Source organism: Kitasatospora sp. NPDC034023, assembly GCF_055575795.1.
The window spans coordinates 15,571-38,589 of sequence record NZ_JBVIRY010000007.1 but is presented as its reverse complement, the minus strand read 5'-3'; the positions used below and the strand labels follow the sequence as shown (position 1 = coordinate 38,589).

The 23,019-nt window shown below is 71.6% G+C and carries 19 protein-coding genes; 5 read left to right on the top strand and 14 right to left on the bottom strand.

From position 1 onward, the window contains the following. Window positions 1-4: 4 nt before the first annotated feature. The 4 genes from prcB to arc all read right to left on the bottom strand — a co-directional run bounded on the left by prcB (window position 5) and on the right by arc (window position 4,917). On the bottom strand, window positions 5-847 hold the full coding sequence (gene prcB, locus ACZ52R_RS12885) for a proteasome subunit beta (RefSeq protein WP_465625562.1): 843 nt from the start codon (window positions 845-847) through the stop codon (window positions 5-7). A 160-nt stretch (window positions 848-1,007) separates the two neighbouring features. After that, on the bottom strand, window positions 1,008-1,226 hold the full coding sequence (locus ACZ52R_RS12880; RefSeq protein WP_280681804.1) for a ubiquitin-like protein Pup: 219 nt from the start codon (window positions 1,224-1,226) through the stop codon (window positions 1,008-1,010). Window positions 1,227-1,410: 184 nt separating this feature from the next. Continuing rightward, the gene (gene dop / locus ACZ52R_RS12875; RefSeq protein ID WP_360498252.1) at window positions 1,411-2,922 is read right to left on the bottom strand and encodes a depupylase/deamidase Dop; all 1,512 of its coding nucleotides are present in this window, start codon (window positions 2,920-2,922) and stop codon (window positions 1,411-1,413) included. A 228-nt stretch (window positions 2,923-3,150) separates the two neighbouring features. Then, the gene (arc, locus tag ACZ52R_RS12870; protein WP_360498250.1) at window positions 3,151-4,917 is read right to left on the bottom strand and encodes a proteasome ATPase; all 1,767 of its coding nucleotides are present in this window, start codon (window positions 4,915-4,917) and stop codon (window positions 3,151-3,153) included. 284 nt (window positions 4,918-5,201) lie between these two features. On the opposite strand from arc, the gene ACZ52R_RS12865 reads away from it, so the two are divergent. Then, complete coding sequence (locus ACZ52R_RS12865; protein WP_360498248.1) at window positions 5,202-5,507, top strand: ferredoxin; 306 nt, start codon at window positions 5,202-5,204, stop codon at window positions 5,505-5,507. 270 nt (window positions 5,508-5,777) lie between these two features. On the opposite strand, the gene ACZ52R_RS12860 is transcribed toward ACZ52R_RS12865, so the two are convergent. The 3 genes from ACZ52R_RS12860 to ACZ52R_RS12850 form a co-directional block, all read right to left on the bottom strand. Further along, the gene (locus ACZ52R_RS12860) at window positions 5,778-6,437 is read right to left on the bottom strand and encodes a hypothetical protein (protein ID WP_465625561.1); all 660 of its coding nucleotides are present in this window, start codon (window positions 6,435-6,437) and stop codon (window positions 5,778-5,780) included. 76 nt (window positions 6,438-6,513) lie between these two features. After that, complete coding sequence (locus tag ACZ52R_RS12855; RefSeq protein WP_360498244.1) at window positions 6,514-7,470, bottom strand: tRNA (adenine-N1)-methyltransferase; 957 nt, start codon at window positions 7,468-7,470, stop codon at window positions 6,514-6,516. A 46-nt stretch (window positions 7,471-7,516) separates the two neighbouring features. Next, window positions 7,517-8,728 (bottom strand): site-2 protease family protein, encoded by a 1,212-nt coding sequence (locus ACZ52R_RS12850; protein ID WP_360498242.1) that lies wholly within the window; start codon window positions 8,726-8,728, stop codon window positions 7,517-7,519. A gap of 177 nt (window positions 8,729-8,905) precedes the next feature. Here ACZ52R_RS12850 and ACZ52R_RS12845 point away from each other — a divergent pair, with 177 nt between their 5' ends. Continuing rightward, window positions 8,906-9,814 carry a RecB family exonuclease gene (locus ACZ52R_RS12845; protein WP_465661779.1) on the top strand — a complete coding sequence of 303 codons (909 nt, stop codon included), beginning with the start codon at window positions 8,906-8,908 and terminating at the stop codon, window positions 9,812-9,814. Further along, a complete protein-coding gene (locus ACZ52R_RS12840; RefSeq protein WP_465625559.1) occupies window positions 9,814-10,485 on the top strand; it encodes a response regulator in 672 nt (223 codons plus the stop codon). Before ACZ52R_RS12845 ends, ACZ52R_RS12840 begins: the two co-directional genes overlap by 1 nt. A 114-nt stretch (window positions 10,486-10,599) precedes the next feature. Here the strand turns inward: ACZ52R_RS12840 and ACZ52R_RS12835 are convergent, their stop codons facing one another. The 3 genes from ACZ52R_RS12835 to metH all read right to left on the bottom strand — a co-directional run bounded on the left by ACZ52R_RS12835 (window position 10,600) and on the right by metH (window position 16,799). Next, the gene (locus tag ACZ52R_RS12835) at window positions 10,600-12,198 is read right to left on the bottom strand and encodes an ABC transporter substrate-binding protein (protein WP_360498236.1); all 1,599 of its coding nucleotides are present in this window, start codon (window positions 12,196-12,198) and stop codon (window positions 10,600-10,602) included. 244 nt (window positions 12,199-12,442) lie between these two features. After that, window positions 12,443-13,147 carry an HAD family hydrolase gene (locus tag ACZ52R_RS12830; protein ID WP_465625557.1) on the bottom strand — a complete coding sequence of 235 codons (705 nt, stop codon included), beginning with the start codon at window positions 13,145-13,147 and terminating at the stop codon, window positions 12,443-12,445. A 139-nt stretch (window positions 13,148-13,286) separates the two neighbouring features. Next, complete coding sequence (gene metH, locus ACZ52R_RS12825) at window positions 13,287-16,799, bottom strand: methionine synthase (protein ID WP_465625556.1); 3,513 nt, start codon at window positions 16,797-16,799, stop codon at window positions 13,287-13,289. A 143-nt stretch (window positions 16,800-16,942) separates the two neighbouring features. Between metH and ACZ52R_RS12820 the strand changes: the two genes are divergently transcribed. Continuing rightward, entirely contained in the window at window positions 16,943-18,037 is a 1,095-nt protein-coding gene (locus tag ACZ52R_RS12820) for a glycoside hydrolase family 18 protein (RefSeq protein WP_465753454.1), read from the top strand. 10 nt (window positions 18,038-18,047) lie between these two features. On the opposite strand, the gene ACZ52R_RS12815 is transcribed toward ACZ52R_RS12820, so the two are convergent. Next, window positions 18,048-18,569, bottom strand: coding sequence for an SRPBCC family protein (locus tag ACZ52R_RS12815; RefSeq protein ID WP_465625554.1), 522 nt, complete (start codon window positions 18,567-18,569; stop codon window positions 18,048-18,050). A gap of 372 nt (window positions 18,570-18,941) precedes the next feature. Between ACZ52R_RS12815 and ACZ52R_RS12810 the strand changes: the two genes are divergently transcribed. Continuing rightward, window positions 18,942-19,895, top strand: a complete 954-nt coding sequence (locus ACZ52R_RS12810) for a PAC2 family protein (RefSeq protein ID WP_360498226.1) — start codon at window positions 18,942-18,944, stop codon at window positions 19,893-19,895. A gap of 112 nt (window positions 19,896-20,007) precedes the next feature. Here ACZ52R_RS12810 and mshC read toward each other — a convergent pair whose 3' ends face one another. The 3 genes from mshC to ACZ52R_RS12795 all read right to left on the bottom strand — a co-directional run bounded on the left by mshC (window position 20,008) and on the right by ACZ52R_RS12795 (window position 22,996). Further along, complete coding sequence (gene mshC / locus ACZ52R_RS12805; RefSeq protein ID WP_465625553.1) at window positions 20,008-21,237, bottom strand: cysteine--1-D-myo-inosityl 2-amino-2-deoxy-alpha-D-glucopyranoside ligase; 1,230 nt, start codon at window positions 21,235-21,237, stop codon at window positions 20,008-20,010. 227 nt (window positions 21,238-21,464) lie between these two features. After that, complete coding sequence (locus tag ACZ52R_RS12800; RefSeq protein WP_465753453.1) at window positions 21,465-22,295, bottom strand: dioxygenase family protein; 831 nt, start codon at window positions 22,293-22,295, stop codon at window positions 21,465-21,467. A gap of 164 nt (window positions 22,296-22,459) precedes the next feature. Beyond that, complete coding sequence (locus ACZ52R_RS12795) at window positions 22,460-22,996, bottom strand: helix-turn-helix transcriptional regulator (RefSeq protein ID WP_465753452.1); 537 nt, start codon at window positions 22,994-22,996, stop codon at window positions 22,460-22,462. Window positions 22,997-23,019 lie beyond the last annotated feature (23 nt).

The following is a 23,019-nucleotide window of genomic DNA, read 5'->3' as shown; positions in this document are numbered from 1 at the left end:
ATGGCTAGATCAGCGGGGCCTGCGGGCCATTGGGGTGGATCAGGCGCTCGTCGGTGATGGCGACGGCGACCTCCGCGACCTCCGCCTCGGTGAGCCGGCGGAAGCCGTCCTCGGTGATCAGCGAGACGATCGGGAAGATCTTGCGGGAGAGGTCCGGACCGCCGGTGGCGGAGTCGTCGTCCGCCGCGTCGTAGAGCGCCTGGACGACCAGGGTGACGGCCTGGTCGGCCGTCAGGCCGTCGCGGTAGAGCTTCTTCATCGAGCCGCGGGCGAAGACCGAGCCCGAGCCGGTGGCGGCGAAGCCGCGCTCCTCGGAACGCCCGCCGGTGACGTCGTAGTTGAAGATCCGGCCGCGGCCGAGGTCCAGGTCGTAGCCGGCGAACATCGGCACGACCGCGAGCCCCTGCATCGCCATGCCCAGGTTGCCCCGGATCATGCTGGTGAGGCGGTTCGCCTTGCCCTCCAGGGAGAGCGTGGTGCCCTCGATCTTCTCGTAGTGCTCCAGCTCCAGTTGGAAGAGCCGGACCATCTCGACCGCGAGGCCGGCGGTGCCGGCGATGCCGACCGCGCTGTACTCGTCGGCCGGGAAGACCTTCTCGATGTCGCGCTGGGCGATGACGTTGCCCATCGTCGCCCGGCGGTCACCGGCGATCACCACGCCGCCGTCGAAGATCGCGGCCACGATCGTGGTGCCGTGCGGGGCCTCGACCACGGAGCCCTCGGGGAGCCCGCGGTGGCCGGGGATCAGCTCCGGCCTGTGCTCGGCGAGGAAGTCGAGGAACGAGGACGACCCCGGGGTCAGGAAGGCAGCCGGTAGACGCCCGGTGCCGAGAGTGTTGGCTTCCACACGATTCCTTCCAGGTAGCTTGAAGCGCGCGCTGCCCGCACCCTACCCGCCCGACGATCACTGCCCGGGCGTGGAGGTGAGGTGCCGGACGGCCGGGCGGCGAGTGCCGCCCGACCGCCCTCGACGGTCACGACGTGAATTCCCGAATACCGGGACCGGACTATTGCCCGCCCTTCTGCACGAAGCCGCGCACGAAATCTTCCGCGTTCGATTCCAGGACCTCATCGATTTCGTCCAGCACCGCGTCGACGTCGTCGCCCAGCTTTTCCTGGCGTTCCTTGAGGTCGTCGGAATTCTGCGTTTCCGCGGCCTGCTCCTCGACCTCCTCGGAGGAACGGTTTGCCCGCTGCTGGCCGCCGCCGGTGTCCTTGCTCGCCATTTCCCTCACCCCGCTCGATTCGTCTGGCACGGTTTGGTCGGTAGGGTCGTTGCCGGTTGACACCGACCCTATACACAAGGTGCGACTGCCGCTCCCGGTTTGCCGGTGGCGCTTCCTGTCCAACACCCGCTGCCACCCCGGATGATTCCCATTCGGCGGACGTTCACCCGTGGTGATCGAAAAGTTACCCGCCGGACAGCACCCGGAGCAGGTCCTCCGCCGTGCGGCAGCGGTCCAGCAGCTCCTTGACGTGGTTGCGGGTGCCGCGCAGCGGCTCCAGCGTGGGCACCCGCTGCAGCGAGTCCCGGCCGGGCAGGTCGAAGATCACCGAGTCCCAGGAGGCCGCCGCGACGTGCTCGGCGTACTGCTCCAGGCAGCGCCCGCGGAAGTACGCCCTGGTGTCCTCCGGGGGCTTGGAGACGGCCCGCTCGACCTCGTCCTCGGTCAGCAGCCGCTCGAAGCGCCCGCGGGCCACCAGGCGGTTGTAGAGGCCCTTCTCGGGCCGCACGTCGCTGTACTGGAGGTCGACCAGGTGCAGCCTCGGGTTGTCCCACTCCAGGGCGTCCCGGCTGCGGTAGCCCTCCAGGATCTCCCGCTTGGCGACCCAGTCCAGCTGCTTCGAGAGCGACATCGGGTCGCGCTCCAGCCGGCCCAGGACGTCCTCCCAGCGTGTCAGCACGTCCACCGTCTGCTCGTCCGCGTCGGTGCCGAAGCGGTCCTCGACGTACTTGCGGGCCAGTTCGAAGTACTCGAGCTGGAGCTGGACGGCGGTGAGCTTGCGCCCGTTGCGCAGGGTGATCAGGTACTTGAGCGTCGGGTCGTGGGAGACCCGGTGCAGGGTGCGCACCGGCTGGTCGACGGCGAGGTCGGAGGCGATGAAGGAGTCCTCGATCATCGACAGGACCAGCGAGGTGGTGCCCAGCTTGAGGTAGGTGGAGATCTCGGAGAGGTTGGCGTCCCCGATGATCACGTGCAGTCGGCGGTACTTCTCGGCGTCGGCGTGCGGCTCGTCCCGGGTGTTGATGATCGGGCGCTTGAGGGTGGTCTCCAGGCCGACCTCGACCTCGAAGTAGTCCGCCCGCTGGCTGAGCTGGAAGCCGTGCGCCGAGCCGTCCTGGCCGATGCCGACCCGGCCGGCCCCGGCGACCACCGGGCGGGAGACGAAGAACGGGGTCAGGTGGCGGACGATGTCGGCGAACGGCGTCGCCCGCTTCATCAGGTAGTTCTCGTGGGTGCCGTAGGAGGCGCCCTTGTTGTCGGTGTTGTTCTTGTACAGGTGGATGTTCTGCCCGTTGGGCAGCTCGAGCGCGCGCTGCGCGGCGGCCGCCATGATCCGTTCGCCGGCCTTGTCCCACAGCACGGCGTCGCGCGGGTTGGTCACCTCGGGCGAGCTGTACTCGGGATGCGCGTGGTCCACGTAGAACCGGGCCCCGTTCGTGAGGATGACGTTGGCCAGGCCGATGTCCTCGTCGGTCAGCTGGCTGGCGTCCGCCACCTCGCGCGCCAGGTCGAAGCCCCGCGCGTCGCGCAGCGGATTCTCCTCCTCGAAGTCCCAGCGGGCCCGCCGTGCCCGGTGCATCGCCGCCGCGTAGGCGTTGACGATCTGGGACGAGGTGAGCATGGCGTTGGCGTTGGGGTGCCCGGGCACGGAGATCCCGTACTCGGTCTCGATGCCCATCACGCGCCGTACGGTCATGCGGCCCTCCTTGCCCGGTGCGCCGCCCCCGGCGGGCGGAACACGCTGACGTACCGCTGGACAACACCGGCGCCGGCCATCTGACCGCGGACGGTGGGTCGAGCCTAGAACCCGGCCCCGATCGGCGGGCCCCGAGACGCGCCGTCCGGCTGCGGGGCCGCGAGGCGCCACAGCCGGACGGTGTGCGTACAGCTCCGGGGACCGCTGTCGGCCCGGGTAACCGCGTGCTTACAGGTACTGCCCCGTGTTGGCGACAGTGTCGATCGAGCGGCCGGACTCGGCGCCCTGCTTGCCGGTGACCAGCGTGCGGATGAAGACGATCCGCTCGCCCTTCTTGCCGGAGATGCGGGCCCAGTCGTCCGGGTTGGTGGTGTTCGGGAGGTCCTCGTTCTCCTTGAACTCGTCCACGCAGGCGGCGAGCAGGTGGGAGACGCGCAGACCGCGCTGACCGTGGTCGAGGAAGTCCTTGATGGCCATCTTCTTCGCGCGGTCGACGATGTTCTGGATCATCGCGCCGGAGTTGAAGTCCTTGAAGTACAGGACCTCCTTGTCACCGTTGGCGTAGGTGACCTCCAGGAAGCGGTTCTCCTCGGTCTCGGAGTACATCCGCTCCACCACCGACTGGATCATCGCGGCCACCGTGGCCCCGACGGAGCTGTCGTGCTCCTTGAGGTCGTCCGGGTGGAACGGCAGCGAGTCCTTGAGGTACTTGGAGAAGATGTCCTTCGCGGCCTCGGCGTCCGGGCGCTCGATCTTGATCTTGACGTCCAGGCGGCCGGGCCGCAGGATCGCCGGGTCGATCATGTCCTCGCGGTTGGAGGCGCCGATGACGATGACGTTCTCCAGGCCCTCCACGCCGTCGATCTCGGCGAGCAGCTGCGGGACGATGGTGTTCTCCACGTCCGAGCTGACGCCGGAACCGCGGGTGCGGAACAGCGACTCCATCTCGTCGAAGAAGACGATGACGGGCGTGCCCTCGCTCGCCTTCTCCCGGGCCCGCTGGAAGACCAGGCGGATCTGCCGCTCGGTCTCGCCGACGTACTTGTTGAGGAGCTCGGGGCCCTTGATGTTGAGGAAGTAGCTCTTCCCCTGGGGCTGGCCGGTGACCTCGGCGACCTTCTTGGCCAGCGAGTTGGCCACCGCCTTGGCGATCAGCGTCTTGCCGCAGCCGGGCGGGCCGTAGAGCAGGACGCCCTTGGGCGGGCGCAGCTCGTACTCCTTGAAGAGGTCGGCGTGCAGGTACGGCAGCTCGACCGCGTCGCGGATCAGCTCGATCTGGTTGCTCAGGCCGCCGATCTGGCGGTAGTCGATGTCCGGGACCTCTTCGAGGACCAGCTCCTCGACCTCGGCCTTCGGCACGACCTCGTACACGTAGCCGGAGCGGGGCTCCAGCAACAGGGCGTCCCCCGCCCGGATCGTGAGGTCGCGCAGCGGTTCGGCGAGGCGCACCACGCGCTCCTCGTCGGTGTGGCCGAGAACCAGGGCGCGCTCGCCGTCCTCCAGGACCTCCTTGAGGGTGACGATCTCGCCGATGCGCTCGAAGGCCATCGCGTCCACGATGTTGAGGGCCTCGTTGAGCATCACTTCCTGGCCGCGCCGCAGTTCGTCGAGTGCGACGTTGGGGCTGACGTTCACGCGGAGCTTGCGCCCGCCGGTGAAGATGTCCGCGGTCCCGTCCTCGTTCGCTTCGAGGAAGGTGCCGAAGCCGGCCGGGGGCTGTGCCAGCCGGTCCACTTCCTCCTTGAGGGCCACGATCTGGTCGCGGGCCTCACGCAGGGTGGAGGCGAGCCGTTCGTTCTGGGCGGTCACGCCGGCCAGGTTGGTCTGGAGCTCGACGATCCGCTCTTCGAGGATTCTCGAATTGCGCGGCGAGTCGGCGAGCTTGCGGCGCAGCACGGCGATTTCCTGCTCAAGGTACGAGACCTGAGCGGCCTCGTCGGAACCACGAGCGGGCCTGCCGGTGCTGCGGTTGTAGTCGTCATCGTGGGCTGCCACGGTCCTCACCTCCTCCGGGGAGCTGGACGCTTCCAGACCCTACCTGGGACCAGGGGTCCGTAAACCCCTAGATCAAGAAAGATGGAACGGGCGTGTCCGATCTTCGCCCCAGCGTGCTTCCCCTCTGCTAAGGGGATACCCACCGCGCACCGCCCAAAGCGGGCCAGATGTATCGTCGAGCGAAGTGATATCCGATCGCGACCACGACTCGAGGTCCGATCGTTGTACGAATGGCGGGATTGCTCCCAGAAATGGGCGACCCGGGACAGAAACGGCAGGGGACCATGTCGGTGACCGAGCAGACGGCGGCGACGACCGAGGAGCTGGAGGTGTGGATCGACCAGGATCTGTGCACCGGCGACGGCATCTGCGTCCAGTACGCACCGGAGGTCTTCGAGCTCGACATCGACGGCCTCGCCTACGTGAAGGGGTCGGACGACGAGCTGCGCCAGCAACCCGGGGAGACCGTCCCGGTGCCGCTGACGCTCCTTCAGGACGTGGTGGACTCGGTGAAGGACTGCCCCGGCGACTGCATCCACGTGCGCCGGGCCGCGGACCGGGTCGAGGTGTACGGACCTGACGCGGAGTGAGTAACCGCCCTCCGGCTCGGAGGCGAGCGGGCGACCCGCCCCGAGCCGAAGGGGCGCGCCGGTGCCGAAAGGGAGAAGCGAGGGAGCGAGGCACGAGCGAGGGAGCGCCGACCGTCGGCCCCGGATCCCGAGCGGGCGAACTCCCGCCCCGAGCCGAAGGGGCGCGCCGGTGCCGAAAGGGAGAAGCGAGGGAGCGAGGCACGAGCGAGGGAGCGCCGACCGTCGGCCCCGGGTCCAAGCGCCCCGGAGGCGAGCGGGCGAATAGCAGCCTCAGGTCTGGCTGAGCGGGGCGGTGGTCTGGGAGCGTTCCCAGCCGCCGCCCCGGTGCGTCCAGGTGAGTTCGAGTGAGATGTCGGGCCGGAAGCGCGGCACGTCCTCGCTCGAATACCCCTGCGCGCGGCCGGTGATGGCGCCGTCGGAGCGCACCGCGAGCCGGCTCACGGTGAGGTTCTCGCGCTCGGTGAGCAGGGTGGCCAGCACCGTCGGGCGGTCGCCGGGGCCGTAGCCGAGCAGGAAGACGGCGTCCGGCGGGGTGCCGGTCTCGGCGGCGCAGTGCGCGGCGACCACCGTGCCGGGGCGTCCGTCGCCCAGCTCGGCGGGCACGCTGAGCGCCGTCGTGACCGGGAACGGGCCGCAGTCGATCGGGAGTTGGGCCTTGGCCGGGTCGGGGGCCGCGCTCGCGGCGAGGGCCTTGGGGGTGCCGTGGGCGGGCACCGGGGTGCCCGTCGCCGGGGACGCGGCGAGGGCGGCGCCCACGACCGCGCCGCAGCCGGCCAGGGCGAGGGCCCAGTGCCAGGGGGCGGTGCGCACGTGCGCGGGCCGGGTGCGGCCCCGCGGTGTCTGCTGTCCAGCCGTCGCCGTCGTCCCGACCGCGGTCTCCACCAGGCGTCCCCTCCAGAGCTCCAGGAGCTGGTCTGCGTGAGCGAGCATCGTCCCACACCCGGTCGACGGAAATGCCAAGGGGTGGCACGAGATTGCTCGTGCCACCCCTGCGTGGTGTGCGGGCTCAGCCCAGGTCGGGCTGGTCGTCCTCGCCGCGCGCGGCCTTGCGGGCGGCGGCGCGCTCCTGCAGGCTCGGCTCGGGCGCCCCGCTGTCGTAGTCCTCGCCGTACGCGCCCTTGGCGGGGCGGCGGCGGCGCAGCGGCGGCTCGACGCCGTCGGCCAGGCGGCGGGCGGTGAGCAGGAAGCCGGTGTGGCCGATCATCCGGTGGTCCGGGCGGACGGCGAGGCCCTCCAGGTGCCAGGTGCGGACCATGGTCTCCCAGGCCTGCGGCTCGGTGAAGGTGCCGTGGTCGCGCAGCGCCTCGACGGTCTTGGACATCTGCGTGGTGGTGGCCACGTAGCAGCAGATGAGGCCGCCGGGGACGAGCGCCTTGGAGGCGACGTCCAGGCACTCCCAGGGGGCCAGCATGTCGAGGAGGACGCGGTCGACGTCGGACTCGACCAGGTTGTCCTGGAGGTCGCCGACGGTGAGCTTCCACGCCGGGTGCGGCCCGCCGAAGTAGCGCTCGACGTTGCCCTGGGCGATGTCGGCGAAGTCCTGCCGGCGCTCGTAGGAGGCCAGCATGCCGTGCTCGCCGACGGCGCGCAGCAGGTACATGCTGAGCGCGCCCGAGCCGACGCCGGCCTCGACCACGCGGGCACCCGCGAAGATGTCGGCCATCGCCAGGATCTGCCCCGCGTCCTTGGGGTAGATCACGGCGGCGCCGCGGGGCATGGACAGGACGTAGTCGGGGAGCAGGGGGCGCAGCGCGAGGTACGGGACGTTACCCGTGGTGCGCACGACCGTGCCTTCGGGAGCGCCGATCAGCTCGTCATGCGGGAACGCACCCTTGTGGGTGTGGAACTGGTTCCCGGCCTGGAGCGTGAACGTGTAGTGGCGACCCTTGGGGTCGGTCAGCTGGACCTGGTCCCCGACCTGGAAGGGCCCGCGTCGGCGGGCGGCACCGGTCGGTTCGGACATACGGACAATCCTAAGGGAAGCGGAGCCTCCCGCCCGACCACGGTGATCATTTCCCGGCGACGGCGGCGGTCAGCCGCCGCTCGATGTCGCTGAGCGCGGCGACGCCGTACACCCGGCCGTCCGCCTCGACCACCAGGTACTCCCCCGCCGGGGTGGTCTGGACGGCCCGCAGCAGGTCCTCGCCGTGCAGGTCGGCGTCCAGCCGCAGCCCGGGCTCGAGGTCGCGGGCGAGCGGGCCGACGGCCACCCAGGGGCGGCGGTGCTCGGGTACGGCCCGGACCGCGGACTCGCGCACGATCGCGATCGGCTCGCCCCGGCCGTCCACCACGACCACCGCGCCGGCCTCGGCCTCGCGGGCGCGGCGCATCGCCTCGCCGAGCGGGGTGTCGGCGGTGACCTCGACGGCCCGGCGGGCGAAGTCGCGCAGCCGCAGGCCGGGCAGCGCCTCCTTGAGCCGGGCGTTGCGCACGCTGCCGGTGGCGCCGTTCCAGATGATCGCGGCGAGCACGGCGGCCAGCACCGCGTCCACCAGGGTGTCGGTGGTGGTGCGCTCGACCCCGCGGGCGGCACTGACCAGCGGCAGGCCGAACAACACGGCGACCGCCAGCACCCGGCCGACCCAGGCGGCGGCCACCGTGCCGGTCATCGGCTTGCCGGTGATCGCCCAGACGAGGGCGCGCAGCATCCGTCCGCCGTCCAGCGGCAGGCCGGGCAGCAGGTTGAAGGCGGCGACCACCAGGTTGGACACCATCAGACCGGTGAGCAGCACCCCGGGGACGGTGGACAGCTCCACGGCCCGCACCCCGAGGTAGAACAGGCCGCCGAGCGCCAGCGAGAGCAGCGGGCCGACGAAGGCCAGCCAGAACTCGCGCCAGGGCGTGGTGGCCTCGTTCTCGATCTCGGAGACGCCGCCGAAGAACTGCAGCTGGATCCGCCGCACCCCGAGCTTGTAGCGCAGCGCGACCAGGGTGTGGGCGAGTTCGTGCACCAGGACGGAGGCGTAGAAGGCGACCGCGAAGGAGAAGGCGACCAGGTAGCGGGCGCCGCCGAGGTCGGGCAGCACGTCGCCCAGCTGTCCGCCGAACACCCAGGTGATCAGCGCGGCGATGACGAACCAGGAGGGGGTGACGTAGATCGGCACGCCGAAGGGCCGGCCCATCAGGAGGCCGCCGCGGCGCTCCGGTGGCTTCCCGGCCGGGCGCCCGCGGTCGTCCTGCGGTGGCTGGTCGGAGGTCTGCTGCCCCCTGCTGTCGCTCACCGTGATCCCTTCGGTCGTCGCCCCCGTCGTGCCCCGGTGCGCCCACGCTACGTGATCGTGGCACTCCGGGGCCGCGCGCCCCTCCTGCTGCCTTCATACCCACTGCGCGGCCTGCGCGCGCCTCGGTGGCAGCACGGTGGCAGCGGGATGACAGCAAAGGGCAATAGGGTCGTAGTCATGCAGCAGACCGACACCACCAGCGTCACCGGGGCCCCGGTGCGCCCGGCGGCGGCGCCGACCGGCCTGTCCCCGTCCCGGGCGGGGGACTTCCTCACCTGTCCCCTGCTGTACCGGCTGCGGGTGATCGACCGGCTGCCCGAGCCGCCGAGCTCGGCGGCCACCAGGGGCACCCTGGTGCACGCCGTGCTGGAGCGGCTGTTCGACAGCCCGGCGGCCGAGCGCACGCCGGAACGGGCACTGGGCCTGCTGCGCCCGCAGTGGGAGCGGCTGCTGGGTGAACGGCCGGAGCTGGGCTCGTTGTTCCCGGACGACCCGGACGGCGCGGCGCTCACCCGCTGGCTGGCGGACGCCGAGAAGCTGGTCGGCCAGTGGTTCCGGCTGGAGGACCCGACCCGGCTGCATCCGGTGGAGCGGGAGCTGTACGTGGAGACGGCCCTGGACTCGGGGCTGCTGCTGCGCGGCTACATCGACCGGGTGGACGTCGCCCCGACCGGCGAGGTCCGGCTGGTGGACTACAAGACCGGCCGGGCGCCCTCGCGGGACTTCGAGGGCAAGGCGATGTTCCAGATGAAGTTCTACGCACTGGTGGTGTGGCGCTGGAAGGGCGTGATCCCCAAGCGCCTCCAGCTGGTCTACCTCGGCGGGGGCGGGGACGTGGTCAGCTACGACCCGGACCAGGCCGATCTGCTCGCGGTGGAGCGCAAGCTGCGGGCGTTGTGGGAGCGGATCGGCCACGCGGTGGCCACCGGGGACTTCCCGGCCACCCGCAACCGCCTCTGCGACTGGTGCGACCACCAGGCCAGCTGCCCGGAGTTCGGCGGTACTCCGCCGCCGTACCCCTTGCCGCTGGCCCGTACGTCTGATGAGGACGATCCCACGGGGGATCCGAGGAGCAAGGAGTCCTAGTGACGATCCGAGTGCTGCTGGTCGACGACCAGCCGCTGCTGCGCACCGGTTTCCGGATGATCCTGGAGGCCGAGTCCGACCTGGTGGTGGTCGGTGAGGCCGGCGACGGTCAGCAGGCGCTGGACCAGGTGCGGGCGCTGCAGCCCGACGTGGTGCTGATGGACATCCGGATGCCGAGGATGGACGGTGTCGAGGCGACCCGGCGGATCGCCGGCCCGGGGCGGGACGGCCCGGCCAAGGTGCTGGTGCTGACCACCTTCGACCTGGACGAGTACGTGGTGGAGGCCCTGCGCGCGGGCGCCAGCGGCTTCCTGCTGAAGGACGTCCCGGCCGAGGAGCTGGTGCAGGCGATCCGGGTGGTCGCGGACGGCGCGGCGATGCTGGCGCCGAGCATCACCCGCCGGCTGCTGGACATGTACGCCACCAAGCTGCCGTCGGGCGACGAGACGCCGCCGCAGGCGCTGGGCGCGCTGACCGACCGCGAGCTGGAGGTGCTGAAGCTGGTGGCGCGCGGGCTGTCGAACGCGGAGATCGCGGCGGAGCTGTTCGTCAGCGAGACCACGGTGAAGACCCACGTCGGCCATGTGCTGACCAAGCTCCAGCTGCGCGACCGGGTGCAGGCGGCGGTGTACGCCTACGAGAGCGGGCTGGTGCGCCCGGGCGCGCTGTAGCGGTCCCCTCCTGCGGCCCCTCCCGCACCGCGCGGTGGCCCGCAGAAACGTGACGGCGGCCCGTCCGCTCCCCGTGGTGATGTGGGGAGCGGACGGGCCGCCGTCGTCCGTGTGCTACTTGCCGGTCCGGCCGATCTCCCAGAAGCGGAAGAAGCCGGTGGTGTCGACGGTGGCCTCGACGCCGGTGACGTACGAACGCGCCGCGTAGAAGGCCTTGTTCTGGTACAGCGGGATCAGCGGCACGCTGACGGCCTCGATCTGCTGGATCTGCGCGTAGCCGGGCGCGGCGGCGCTGCGGTCGGCCTGCTTGAGGCCCTCCGGCACCAGCTTCCCGCTGATCTGCGGGTCGTCCCAACCGTGGTGGTAGGCACCGCCGTTGACCAGCAGCGGGGCGATGTAGTTGTCCGGGTCCGGGTAGTCGGCGAACCAGCCGATGACGTACGCCTGGTACTTGCTGTCGACCCAGCCCTTCTTGAAGGCCTCCCAGTCCGGCTCCTGCTGGACGGTGACCTGGAAGAGGCCGCCGGTCTCCAACTGCTTCTTCAGCGTGTCGGCCTCGTTGCTGCCGGCCCGCGAGCGGGACCAGGTGAGGGTGAGCTTGACCGGGGTCTGGACCTTGGCGTCGGTGAGGTACTTCCTGGCCTTGTTCACGTCCTGGTCGCCGTAGCGGTCGAAGAACGCGGTGGTGTGGCCGGTGACGCCGGCCGGGACCATCGCGTACAGCGGCTGGACGGTCCGGGCGAAGACGTCGCGGGCGAGCGCCTTGCGGTCCATCAGCTGCGCGGCGGCCTGGCGGACCGCGACGTTGCCGCCGACCGGGTCCTTGGTGTTGAAGACCAGCGAGCGGGTGTCGTTGCTGTCGCCCTCGGTGACCTGAAGGTCGGTCTTGCCGCCCTGCTGGTCGGAGCGGATCTGGGCGGCGGTGTTCGGCTCCAGGCTGTTGTCGGTGAGGTCGACGTCGCCCTTGTCCAGCGCCGCCTTCAGGTCCTCGGCCTTGTCGAAGTACCGCACGGTGAACTTGGTGTTGCGCAGCTTGGCGTCGCCGCCGTACTTGTCGTTGGGCGTCAGCACGACCTTGCCCAGCTGCTTGCCCGCCATCTCGACCGAGTCGATGCGGTACGGGCCGGAGCCGACCACCTTGTCGTTGGACAGGGCCTTGTCGGCCGGGAAGACCTGGTGGTCCACGATGGCGCCGGCCGGGCTGGCCAGCTTGGCCGGCAGGGTGGCGTCGGGCGTGGCGAGGTGGAACAGCACCTCGGTGTCGCCCTTGGCCTCGACGGACTTGATCGAGGAGAGCAGGGAGACCGGGCCGCCGTCGTCGTTGATCTTCTTGGTGCGCTCGATCGAGAAGACCACGTCCTCGGCGGTCAGCGGGTGACCGTTCGAGAACTTCAGCCCGGGCCGCAGGGTGCAGTGGTACTCGGTGGCATCGCCGCCGGTGAACTCGCAGGACTGCGCGGCGTCCGGGGTGGGCGTGCTGGCCGCGGCCGGGAAGGTCAGCAGCGACTGGAAGGCGTTGCGCATGACCAGCCAGGAGCCGGAGTCGTAGGAGACCGCGGGGTCCAGCACGCCGGTCAGCTGGGCGGTGCCCATGGTGATCGACTTGCCGCTGTCCCCCTTGACGGCGTCGGTCACCGATCCGCAGCCGGCCACCGTCACGGCGACCAGACCGGCACAGCCGAGTACTGCGAGGCGTTCAGCTGAAGTCTTCACGGGGCGCGTCCTTATCGGTGGCACGAAACCCGAGTAGCGTGCCATATCGAACACGCACGACCGATACCCGCGCAGATGACGTTTGGGACACGGCGGTTCAGGGCATCCCGGCGCGCTCGACGAGATGTCAGGCAATGCCCTTTTTCTCCCCCGATCCCCCCGAGTCGGAGCGCCGTCGAGCCGCTTACCGGCCGGTAGGGGCAGGCCGCAATGAGATGACAATCACACTCAAACTGGCGGTCCGTCAGACCCGCGAGGCGACCAGCGAGCGCAACAGGTCGAGGTCGACCTGCTCCAGCGAGGGCAGCACCAGCCGCCCGGGGGCCGGCTCGATCGCCGCCACCGAGGGCACCGCGATCACCGGGCAGCCGGCCGCCTCGCCCGCGCGCACCCCGGTCGGGGTGTCCTCGACGACCACGCAGCGGGCCGGCTCCGCACCCAGCCGGCGGGCCGCCTCCAGGTACGGGTCCGGGAACGGCTTGGTGCGCGGCACCTCGTCCCCGCCGATGGTGAAGGCGAAGTGGTGGGCGCCCAGCGAACGGAGCACGATGTCGATCACGTGCCGGTGCGAGGCGGACACCATGGCGGCCGGGATCCCGTGCGCGGCAAGGGTGTTGAGCAGCCGCTCGGCGCCCGGCATGAGCGGTACGCCGCCGGCCAGCAGGTCCACGAAGCGCTGGTTGACCAGCACGCCCAGGTCGGCCGGGGCGATGTCCACCCCGGTCCGGGCGACCAGGTAGTCCATCACCCGGGTCATCGGGCCGCCGACCACATGGGCGCGGTCCGCCTCGTCCAGCTCGTGGCCCAGCTCGGCGAAGAGCGAGACCTCGGCCTGCCACCAGAAGTCCTCGGTGTCCACCAGCGTCCCGTCCATGTCCAGCAGCACCGCCTGCAGACCGCGGTCGTCCCCGTGGTCCAGGACACGGGTGGCGGTGGAGCTGGTGGTCATGGTGGGATCCTTCCGGCAGGCCCCGGGCGCACCCGGGGATGGCACAGGCCGGCCCGCTGGTGAGCGGACCGGCCCGTTCAGGATCATCCAGGATACGCCCGCTTCGTCCGGAAAGAGCGAACGGAGCGGGACGGAGGGATTACCGGGCGTTGAAGTACTTCGCCTCCGGGTGGTGGATCACGATCGCGTCGGTGGACTGCTCCGGGTGCAGCTGGAACTCCTCGGAGAGCACCACGCCGATCCGCTCGGGCTTCAGCAGCTCGGCGATCTTGGCGCGGTCCTCCAGCTCCGGGCAGGCCCCGTAGCCGAGGGAGAAGCGGGCGCCCCGGTACTTGAGCGCGAACATGTCCTTGACGTCCTGCGGGTCCTCGCCGGAGAAGCCCAGCTCGTAGCGGACCCGGGCGTGCCAGAACTCGGCCAGCGCCTCGGCCAGCTGCACCGACAGGCCGTGCAGCTCCAGGTAGTCGCGGTAGGAGTTCCCGGCGAACAGCTCGTTGGCCGCCTCCGAGATCCGGTTGCCCATGGTGACCACCTGCAGGCCGACCACGTCCCGCACGCCGGACTCCTCCGGGCGGAAGAAGTCGGCCAGGCAGAGCCGACGGCCGCGCCGCTGGCGCGGGAAGGTGAAGCGGGTGCGCTCGGTGCCGTCCTCGTGGAAGACGATCAGGTCGTCGCCCTTGGAGTTGGCCGGGTAGTAGCCGTAGACCACGGCCGCCTCCAGCCAGCCCTCGGTCTGCAGCCGGTCCAGCCAGGCCCGCAGCCGCGGCCGGCCCTCGGTCTCCACCAGCTCCTCGTACGACGGCCCGTCTCCGGCGCGCGCGGCCTTCAGGCCCCACTGCCCCTTGAACAGCGCGTCCTCGTCCAGCCAGGAGGCGTAGTCGGCGAACGGGATGCCCTTGACGATCCGGTCGCCCCAGAACGGCGGGGTGGGCACGGTGTTGTCGACGGTGACGTCGGAGCGGATCTGGCCGAGGTTGACCTCGGGCTCCGGTTCCTCCACCTCGACCCGGGCGTGTCGGCGCTGCTTGAGCTCGGGCAGGGTCGCGCCGGGCACGCCGCGCTTGACCGCGATCAGCGCGTCCATCAGCCGCAGGCCCTCGAAGGCGTCCCGGGCGTAGCGGACCTCGCCCTCGTAGATCTCGTGCAGGTCCTGCTCGACGTAGGCCCGGGTGAGCGCAGCGCCGCCGAGGATCACCGGGTAGCTCGCGGCCAGCTTGCGCTGGTTGAGCTCCTCCAGGTTCTCCTTCATGATCACGGTCGACTTCACCAGCAGGCCGGACATCCCGATCACGTCCGCCTTGTGCTCCTGCGCGGCGTCCAGGATCGCCGAGACCGGCTGCTTGATGCCCAGGTTGACCACGTTGTAGCCGTTGTTGGACAGGATGATGTCGACCAGGTTCTTGCCGATGTCGTGGACGTCGCCCTTGACGGTGGCCAGCACGATGGTGCCCTTGCCCTCGTTGTCGGACTTCTCCATGTGCGGCTCCAGGTGGGCCACCGCGGTCTTCATCACCTCGGCGGACTGGAGCACGAACGGCAGCTGCATCTGGCCGGAGCCGAAGAGCTCGCCGACCACCTTCATGCCGGCCAGCAGGGTGTCGTTGATGATCTCCAGTGCCGGGCGGCCGGCCAGCGCCTCGTCCAGGTCGGCCTCCAGGCCGTTCCGCTCGCCGTCGATGATCCGGCGCTGCAGCCGCTCCTCCAGCGGGAGCGCGGCCAGCTCCTCGGCCTTGGATGCCTTGACCGAGGCCGAGGAGACGCCCTCGAACAGCTCCAGCAGGCGCTGCAGCGGGTCGTAGCCGTCCCGGCGGCGGTCGTAGACCAGGTCGAGGGCGGTCTCGCGCTGGTCCTCGGGGATCCGGGAGATCGGCAGGATCTTGGAGGCGTGCACGATCGCCGAGTCCAGGCCGGCCTCCACGCACTCGTGCAGGAAGACCGAGTTGAGCACCACGCGGGCGGCCGGGTTGAGGCCGAACGAGATGTTGGACAGGCCGAGCGTGGTCTGCACCTTCGGGTGGCGGCGCTTGAGCTCGCGGATCGCCTCGATGGTCTCGATGCCGTCCCGGCGGGACTCCTCCTGGCCGGTGGCCAGGGTGAAGGTGAGGCAGTCGACCAGGATCGAGCCCTCGTCGATGCCGTAGTCGGCGGTGAGCTCGGCGATCAGCCGCTCGGCGATCTCCACCTTGGCGTCGGCGGTGCGGGCCTGGCCCTGCTCGTCGATGGTCAGCGCGATCAGGCCGGCACCGTGCTCGCGCGCCAGCGAGGCGATCCGGCCGAAGCGCGAGTCGGGGGCGTTGCCGTCCTCGTAGTTGACCGAGTTGAGCACCGCGCGGCCGCCGAGGGCCTCCAGGCCGGCCCGCAGCACCGGCGGCTCGGTGGAATCCAGCACGATCGGCAGGGTGGAGGCGGTGGCCAGGCGGCCGGCGATCTCCTTCATGTCGGCGACGCCGTCGCGGCCGACGTAGTCCACGCAGAGGTCCAGCAGGTGGGAGCCGTCCCGGATCTGGTCACGGGCGATCTCCACGCAGGCCTGCCAGTCGCCGGCCAGCATCGACTCGCGGAACTTCTTCGAGCCGTTGGCGTTGGTGCGCTCGCCGATCGCCAGGTACGAGGTGTCCTGGCGGAACGGCACCGCCTGGTACAGCGAGGCCGCCGAGGGCTCGGGCTGCGGATCGCGCACGGCGATCTCGCGGCCCTGGACCCGCTCGACCACGGCGCGCAGGTGCTCGGGCGTGGTGCCGCAGCAGCCGCCGACCAGCGAGAGGCCGTACTCGCGGGTGAACACGTCGTGCGCGTCGGCCAGCTCGACCGGGCTGAGCGGGTAGTGGGCGCCGTCCTTGCCGAGCACCGGCAGGCCCGCGTTCGGCATGCAGGACAGGCCGATCCGGGCGTTCTTGGCCAGGTAGCGCAGGTGCTCGCTCATCTCGGCCGGGCCGGTGGCGCAGTTGAGGCCGATGTAGTCCACGCCGAGCGGCTCCAGCGCGGTGAGCGCGGCGCCGATCTCGGAGCCGAGCAGCATGGTGCCGGTGGTCTCCACCGTCACCTGCACCAGCACCGGCAGGTCCAGCCCGGCCTCGGCCAGGGCGCGCTTGGAGCCCAGGATGGCGGCCTTGGTCTGCAGCAGGTCCTGGCTGGTCTCGACCAGCAGGGCGTCGGCGCCACCGGCGATCAGGCCGGCCGCGTTCTGCTGGAAGCCGTCGCGCAGCGTCTCGTACGGGGCGTGGCCGAGGGTCGGCAGCTTGGTGCCGGGGCCGATCGAGCCGAGCACCCAGCGGGTGCGGCCGTCCGCGGCGCTGTGCGCGTCGGCGCTCTCGCGGGCGATCCGGGCGCCGGCCTCGGACAGCTCGAAGATCCGGTCGGGGATCTCGTACTCGCCGAGCGCGGAGAAGTTCGCGCCGAAGGTGTTGGTCTCCACGCAGTCCACGCCCACGCCGAAGTAGGCCTCGTGGACGGAGCGGACGATGTCGGGCCGGGTGATGTTGAGGACCTCGTTGCACCCTTCGAGGTTCTGGAAGTCCTCCAGCGTCGGGTCCTGCGCCTGGAGCATGGTGCCCATCGCACCGTCGGCGACCACCACCCTCGTGGCGAGCGCTTCACGCAGCGCGTTCGCGCGGCTCTGCGCAGTGATGGACGGATTGGCTGCAGTGGCCATGGGGCTTCTCCCTGGTGCGACGGCTGTCGGCTTTGCACCCCCGCTTGGTCGGGGAGGCACGTGGTCAGGGTATCCGGCCGACGGGTCGGTCCGGGGGCCCGTTCCGTATCCTGAGCGCTCGACCGCAAGGGGGGAGCAAGCGCATGGCCCGATTCCGGACCTGCGCGCGGCGGATCGGCGGGGCCCTGGCGGCCCCGTTCCGGGCGCTGCGCGGCCGATGGCGGGGGTGGTCCCGGTGGCGCCGGACCCTGCTGGTCCTGGCGCTGGCGGCGGCGGTGCCGGTCGCCGCGCTCGGCTCGCTGTTCGTCGCGATCCGGCTGCACTATGTGGGTGAACCGGCCGCCGAGGCCCGCACCCGGGGCCGGGACGCGGTCTGGCTCGGCCACGCCTGGGTGGACGGCCGCAAGACCGAGGCGGACGTCACGGCGCTGGTGCGGCAGCTGGCCGGCACCGGCATCCGCGACCTGTACGTGCACACCGGCCCGCTGGAGCACGACGGCTCGCTGCCGCCCGCCGTCCACCCACGGGCCCGCTGGTTCACCGACACCGTGCACCGGGCACTGCCCGACGTACGGCTGCAGAGCTGGCTGGGCGACGAGGTCAAGCCGGAGAAGGACGCCCTGGACCTCGAGGACGCCGCCACCCGGGACCGGGTCACCGGCTCCGCCCGCCAGGTGCTGGACCTCGGCTTCGACGGCGTGCACTTCGACATGGAGCCGATCCGCCCCGGTTCGGCGGGCTGGCTGGCCCTGCTCGACCAGGTCCGCCCGGTCACCGCGGCACGCGGCGCCAAGCTGTCGGTCGCGGCTCCACAGATCGACCCGGTGCCGGGCCTGCACACGGCCGGGATCCTGCTCACCGACCACGGCAAGTGGTGGGACGCGGCGTACTTCGCCGCGACCGCCCGCCGGGTCGACCAGATCGCCGTGATGACCTACGACACCTCGATGCCGACCGAACCGCTGTACGGCGGCTACGTCGCCCGGCAGACCGAACTCGCCCTGCGGGCCACCCCGGCCGACGTGGACCTGCTGATCGGCCTGCCGTTCTACTGGGACGACAAGTGGGGCCACTGGGGCGACGCCGAGACCGTCGACGCGGCCGTCCGCGGCGTCCGGCTGGGCCTGGGCCGGGAGGACCTGCGGCGGCCGAACTTCGGCGTCGCGCTGTACGTGGACTTCGCCTCGACGCCCGAGAACTGGGCGGCGTACCGGCGCGGCTGGGTGGACGTCCGGTAGCCGCCGCCCGTCAGCCGGCCAGCCGGTGGGCCAGGGCGCCCAGGTAGCGGTGGACGGTCGCGTCCTCGCCGGTCAGGTAGTGCGAGACGGCCCGGTGGATCGGCCGGCGGACCTCGCCCCGCTCGGTGACGGTCAGCGAGCAGCCCGGCCCGGCCGGGGTGAGCACGTACGTCCAGGTGCCGCCGTACGGCAGGTCCTGGTCGGCGATGCCGGTGACCAGGCGGTGCGGGGCCTCGCTCGCCACCACCTCGTACGTGGTGTGCCCGTGCCGGTCGTACTCGCGCCAGCGCACCCGGCCGCCGGCCGCGGCGGGCAGCCGCTCGACGTGGGTGAGGCCCGGGCGCCAGGCCGGGTAGAGGTCGATGTCGGTCAGCACGTCCCAGACCGCGCCGGGCGGCTGGTGGAGCTCCAGTCCGCCCTCGGTGACGTGCTCCACCGGCAGCCGGCGCCCGGCCCGGTCCACTGCCGCCACCATCAGCGCGGCACCGGTCAGCGCGGCCGCGCCCGCGCCGGTCCACAGCCATCGGTTCATCGGTCCGGCCCCTTCCGCCCGGCCCCCGTCCGTTCGTCATCGCGCCTGTTCATCATCGCGCCGCCGGGCCGTCGCGGCACGCCCGTCGCACCGCGCCACCGGGCGGACGCGGTCCGCGCCCGCCCGTCGACTGACGGCCCGTCAGTCGGCGGGGTCCCGATATCCGCTGGATCGGGGCGGCCGGCTCCCCCAGACTGTCCCGGTGCCCGGCCCCGGTGCGCATCAAAGCCCGTAGGCTGGGCAGGTAGGGACCATGGGGCGAGGCGTTCCATGGGAGACGAGAGGTTCGACAGTCGGCAGCCGGCCCGTCGGCGCCCCGGCAAACCAGCCGGGGCGGTGCCGGCCAGGCCGCCGACCGGAGGGAGACGCTGGGTGATCGAGCTGGAAGATGTTCCCGAGTTGATCGACCCGGTGATGGTCTGCGCCTTCGAGGGCTGGAACGACGCGGGCGACGCCGCCTCCGCGGCCCTGGCGCATCTGGACGAGACCTGGGGCGGCAAGGTGATCGCCGCCCTGGACGCGGAGGACTACTACGACTTCCAGGTCAACCGGCCCACGATCTGGCTGGACGGCGGCATCCGCCGGATCACCTGGCCGACCACCCGGCTCTCGGTGATCCGGGTGACCGAGCCGACGCCCCGGGACGTCGTGCTGGTCCGCGGCATCGAGCCGAGCATGCGCTGGCGCTCGTTCTGCAACGAGCTGCTGGGCTTCGCGCACGAGCTGGGCATCGAGCTGGTGGTGATCCTGGGCGCACTGCTCGGCGACACCCCGCACAGCCGCCCGGTGCCGGTCAGCGGGGTCACCTCCGACCCGGAGCTGGCCCGCCGGCTGGACCTGGAGGAGAGCCGGTACGAGGGCCCGACCGGCATCGTCGGCGTGCTCCAGGAGGCCTGCACGCACGCCGGGGTCCCGGCCGTGACGCTCTGGGCGGCGGTGCCGCACTACGTCTCGCAGCCGCCGAACCCCAAGGCGACGCTGGCCCTGCTCAACAAGCTGGAGGACCTGCTGGACCTGCGCATCCCGCCGGGCGAACTCGGCGAGGACGCCCGGGCCTGGCAGCTCGGCGTGGACCAGCTGGCCGCCGAGGACAGCGAGGTCGCCGAGTACGTCCAGCAGCTGGAGGAGGCGCAGGACACCGCGGAGCTGCCGGAGGCCTCCGGGGACGCCATCGCCCGCGAGTTCGAGCGCTACCTGCGCCGCCGGGAGAACGTCGGGCCGACCGGCGAGAAGCCGGTGTCCGGGCACGCCACGGCGGAGCGGCCGGCCGAGCCGGAGGCGCCTGGAACGGCCCGGGAGGGCCAGGACGGCGCCGAGGAGGAGTAGTCACCGGGCGTCGCCCGGAACCGCCGAAGGGGCGTCAGGACACTTGGTCCTGACGCCCCTTCGGCGTTGCGGTGCGTGACGGCAGCGGGCCTACAGCGGGACTACGGCGGGCCTACAGTGCGACGCCGAGCAGGGCGTCCACGGTGCGGGACACCAGCCCGGGTGCGCCGATGTCGGTGCCGCCCTCGGTCTCCTGCCGCTCGGCCCAGCGGTCGACGGCGGCCAGCGCGGCGGGCGCGTCCAGGTCGTTCGCGAGCGCCGTGCGGACCTCGGCGAGCAGCTGCTCGGCCGACGGGCCGTCCGGCCGGGAGACCGCGGCGCGCCAGCGGGCGAGGCGCTCGACGGCCTCGTCCAGGACGTCCTTGGTCCACTCCCAGTCCGCGCGGTAGTGGTGCGCGAGCAGCGCCAGGCGGATCGCCGCGGGGTCGACGCCATCGCGGCGCACCGCCGACACGAAGACCAGGTTGCCGCGGGACTTGGACATCTTCTGGCCGTCCAGGGCGACCATGCCGGCGTGCACGTACGCCTGGGCGTACGGGTGGGTGCCGGTGGCGACCTGGGCGTGCGCGGCGCCCATCTCGTGGTGCGGGAAGGAGAGGTCGCTGCCGCCGCCCTGGATGTCGAAGGACATGCCGAGGTACTGCAGCGCGATGGCGACGCACTCGATGTGCCAGCCGGGGCGGCCGTGGCCGAGCTCGGTGTCCCAGGCGGGCTCGCCGGGGCGGGCGGCCAGCCAGAGCAGGGCGTCCAGCGGGTTGCGCTTGCCGGGGCGGTCCGGGTCGCCGCCGCGCTCGGCGAAGACCGGGCGCATGGCCTCGCGGGTGAGGCCGGAGACCTCGCCGAAGTGCGGGTCGGCGTCGACCGAGAAGTAGATGTCGCCGTCGACCTTGTAGGCCGCGCCGGCGGCCAGCAGCTTCTGGACGATCGGGACGATCCACGGGATCGACTCGACGGCGCCGACGTAGTGGGCCGGCGGGAGCATGCGCAGTGCGGTCATGTCCTCGCGGAACAGGGCCGTCTCGCGCTCGGCCAGGGCGGTCCAGTCCTGGCCGGTCTCGACCGCGCGCTGCAGCAGCGGGTCGTCCACGTCGGTCACGTTCTGGATGTACAGGACGTCGTGGCCGGCGTCCTTCCAGACGCGCTGGACCAGGTCGAACGCGTTGTAGGTGGCGGCGTGGCCCATGTGGGTCGCGTCGTAGGGGGTGATACCGCAGACGTAGATCCGGGCGGTGCCGTCCTGCGGCACGACCTCCCGGACCGTACCCGCTGCGGTGTCGTGGATACGGAGGGGGAGACCCTGACCAGGCAGGGCGGGAACCTCGGAGGCGGGCCAGGCATGCATGGAAACAACTTTAACCTTGCGAACATTTGAAAGCCTAACCAGTGCGCAAGATCGACTGGATTCGCTTCCTGCCGTTGCTTGACCGCTTCCCGACTGGTATTGCACGGATTTTCGACCCCGCCAGGACGCCCGCCAGGGAGCCTGCCCGGGTCCGGGCAGGGTTGAGCGCCCGGCCGGCCCTGCCGCCGACCGGGCGCCCGGCTCCCCGGGGGACGCGGCCGGAGCCGCTACGACCGCTGCCAGAGGGCCGGCACGTTCGGCGGTTCCCAGCCGACCATGGCGGTGTGTGCCTGGAGGCAGACGTAGGAGACGCCGGAGTAGGTGATGCGGTCGCCCGCGCAGTAGGAGGTGCCCGGGGCCCAGCTGCCGCTCGGCGGCGTGGTGGGCGTCCCGGTGGGAGTGGGCGTGGGCGTCGGGCTCGGCGTGCCGGGGGTCTGCGGCACGTCCAGCACGAAGTCGTAGCTGCCCTCGCGAACGTTGCCGTTCTGCCGGACGTTCATCAGCAGCCGGGCGTCGTAGATGGTGTCGGTGCTGTTGCGCGGCTCACCCGGGAAGTACAGCTGGGTGGTGACGACCGGGCGGCCGGGGGCCTGGAGCTTGACGTGGATGTGCCGGGTGCGGCCCGGGTAGAGGCCGGGCACGATGGTGTCCAGCTTGAACGCGCCGCCCGCGTCGCTGAACTGGTGGCCTCGGAAGGTGTAGCCGACGTTGTCGTAGGCGCCGTTGTCGTCGGCCTGCCAGAAGTCCAGCAGCACGCCGGAGACGGGCCGGCAGGCGCGGCCGAAGACGTAGCCGCTGACGACCAACCGGGTGCCGGGGCCGTCGTCGACCATGGAGCTGCGCAGCGGGGAGTTCGGCTTGAAGTAGGGGCCTTCGGTCTGCTCGATCGTGGGGTCGTCGCCGTCGTGGCACTCGGGGGTGAGGTCCGGGGCCCGGCCGGCGCCGGCTTGCTCGCGGGCCAGTGCGGCCCCGCCGCCGACCAGCAGCGGGGCGGCCCCGAGCGCGGCGGCGGCCTTCAGGACGGTCTTGCGGCTGATCATGCCGTCGGGCGTGGGCATGCGCCGTCTCCTTCTCGTGAGGCGGGGGTCTCGCGAGGCCGGGGTTCTCGTGAGACGGGGTGCTCGTAAGGGGGGCGACCCTTGCCATGGTGGGGGCATGACAAGGACCTGACCGGTCGCCCATCCGAGGGCCCCGGGCCGGCCACCGGTGGCCAGCAGTAAAGTTACGGGCCGTCCGGCGCGACCGCGATGGACATGATCCGGGGATCGTGGTGTTTTCCGTCGACCCGCGCCCGGAACCCCCCCGGGGTCATCCCGGTCTCCCGGCGGAAGAAGCGGCAGAAGTACGCCGGGTCCGCGAAGCCCGCCTCCTTGGCTACCTGACGGATCGTCAAATCCGTGCAGGCGAGCAGCCGTTTGGCTTCCAGGGTCTGCTGGCGGCGGATCAGCCCGCCCGGCGTGCGGCCGGTGGCCTGCTTGACCAGGGTCTGCAAGTGACCCGGGGAGACGCCGATCACGCACAACTGCGGTGGCGCCAGCGGCCGGTGGACCAGGTCCAGGACGTGGGCGCCGCGGCCGCCGGTGACGTGGACGATCTCGTGGAACGAGTGCCGGTGGGGGAAGCCCGCCCGGGAGAGCGGGCCGATCGTGTCGAAGCTGCCGATGGCGAACGGGAGCAGCTGGGGCAGCGGGACCTGCAGGCGGTGCAACGGCAGGTCCGGCGAGCTGCGGGGGGTGGGGGTGGTCCGTCGCGCGTCCATCGGAGCAGTGTGCGACCTGTTCC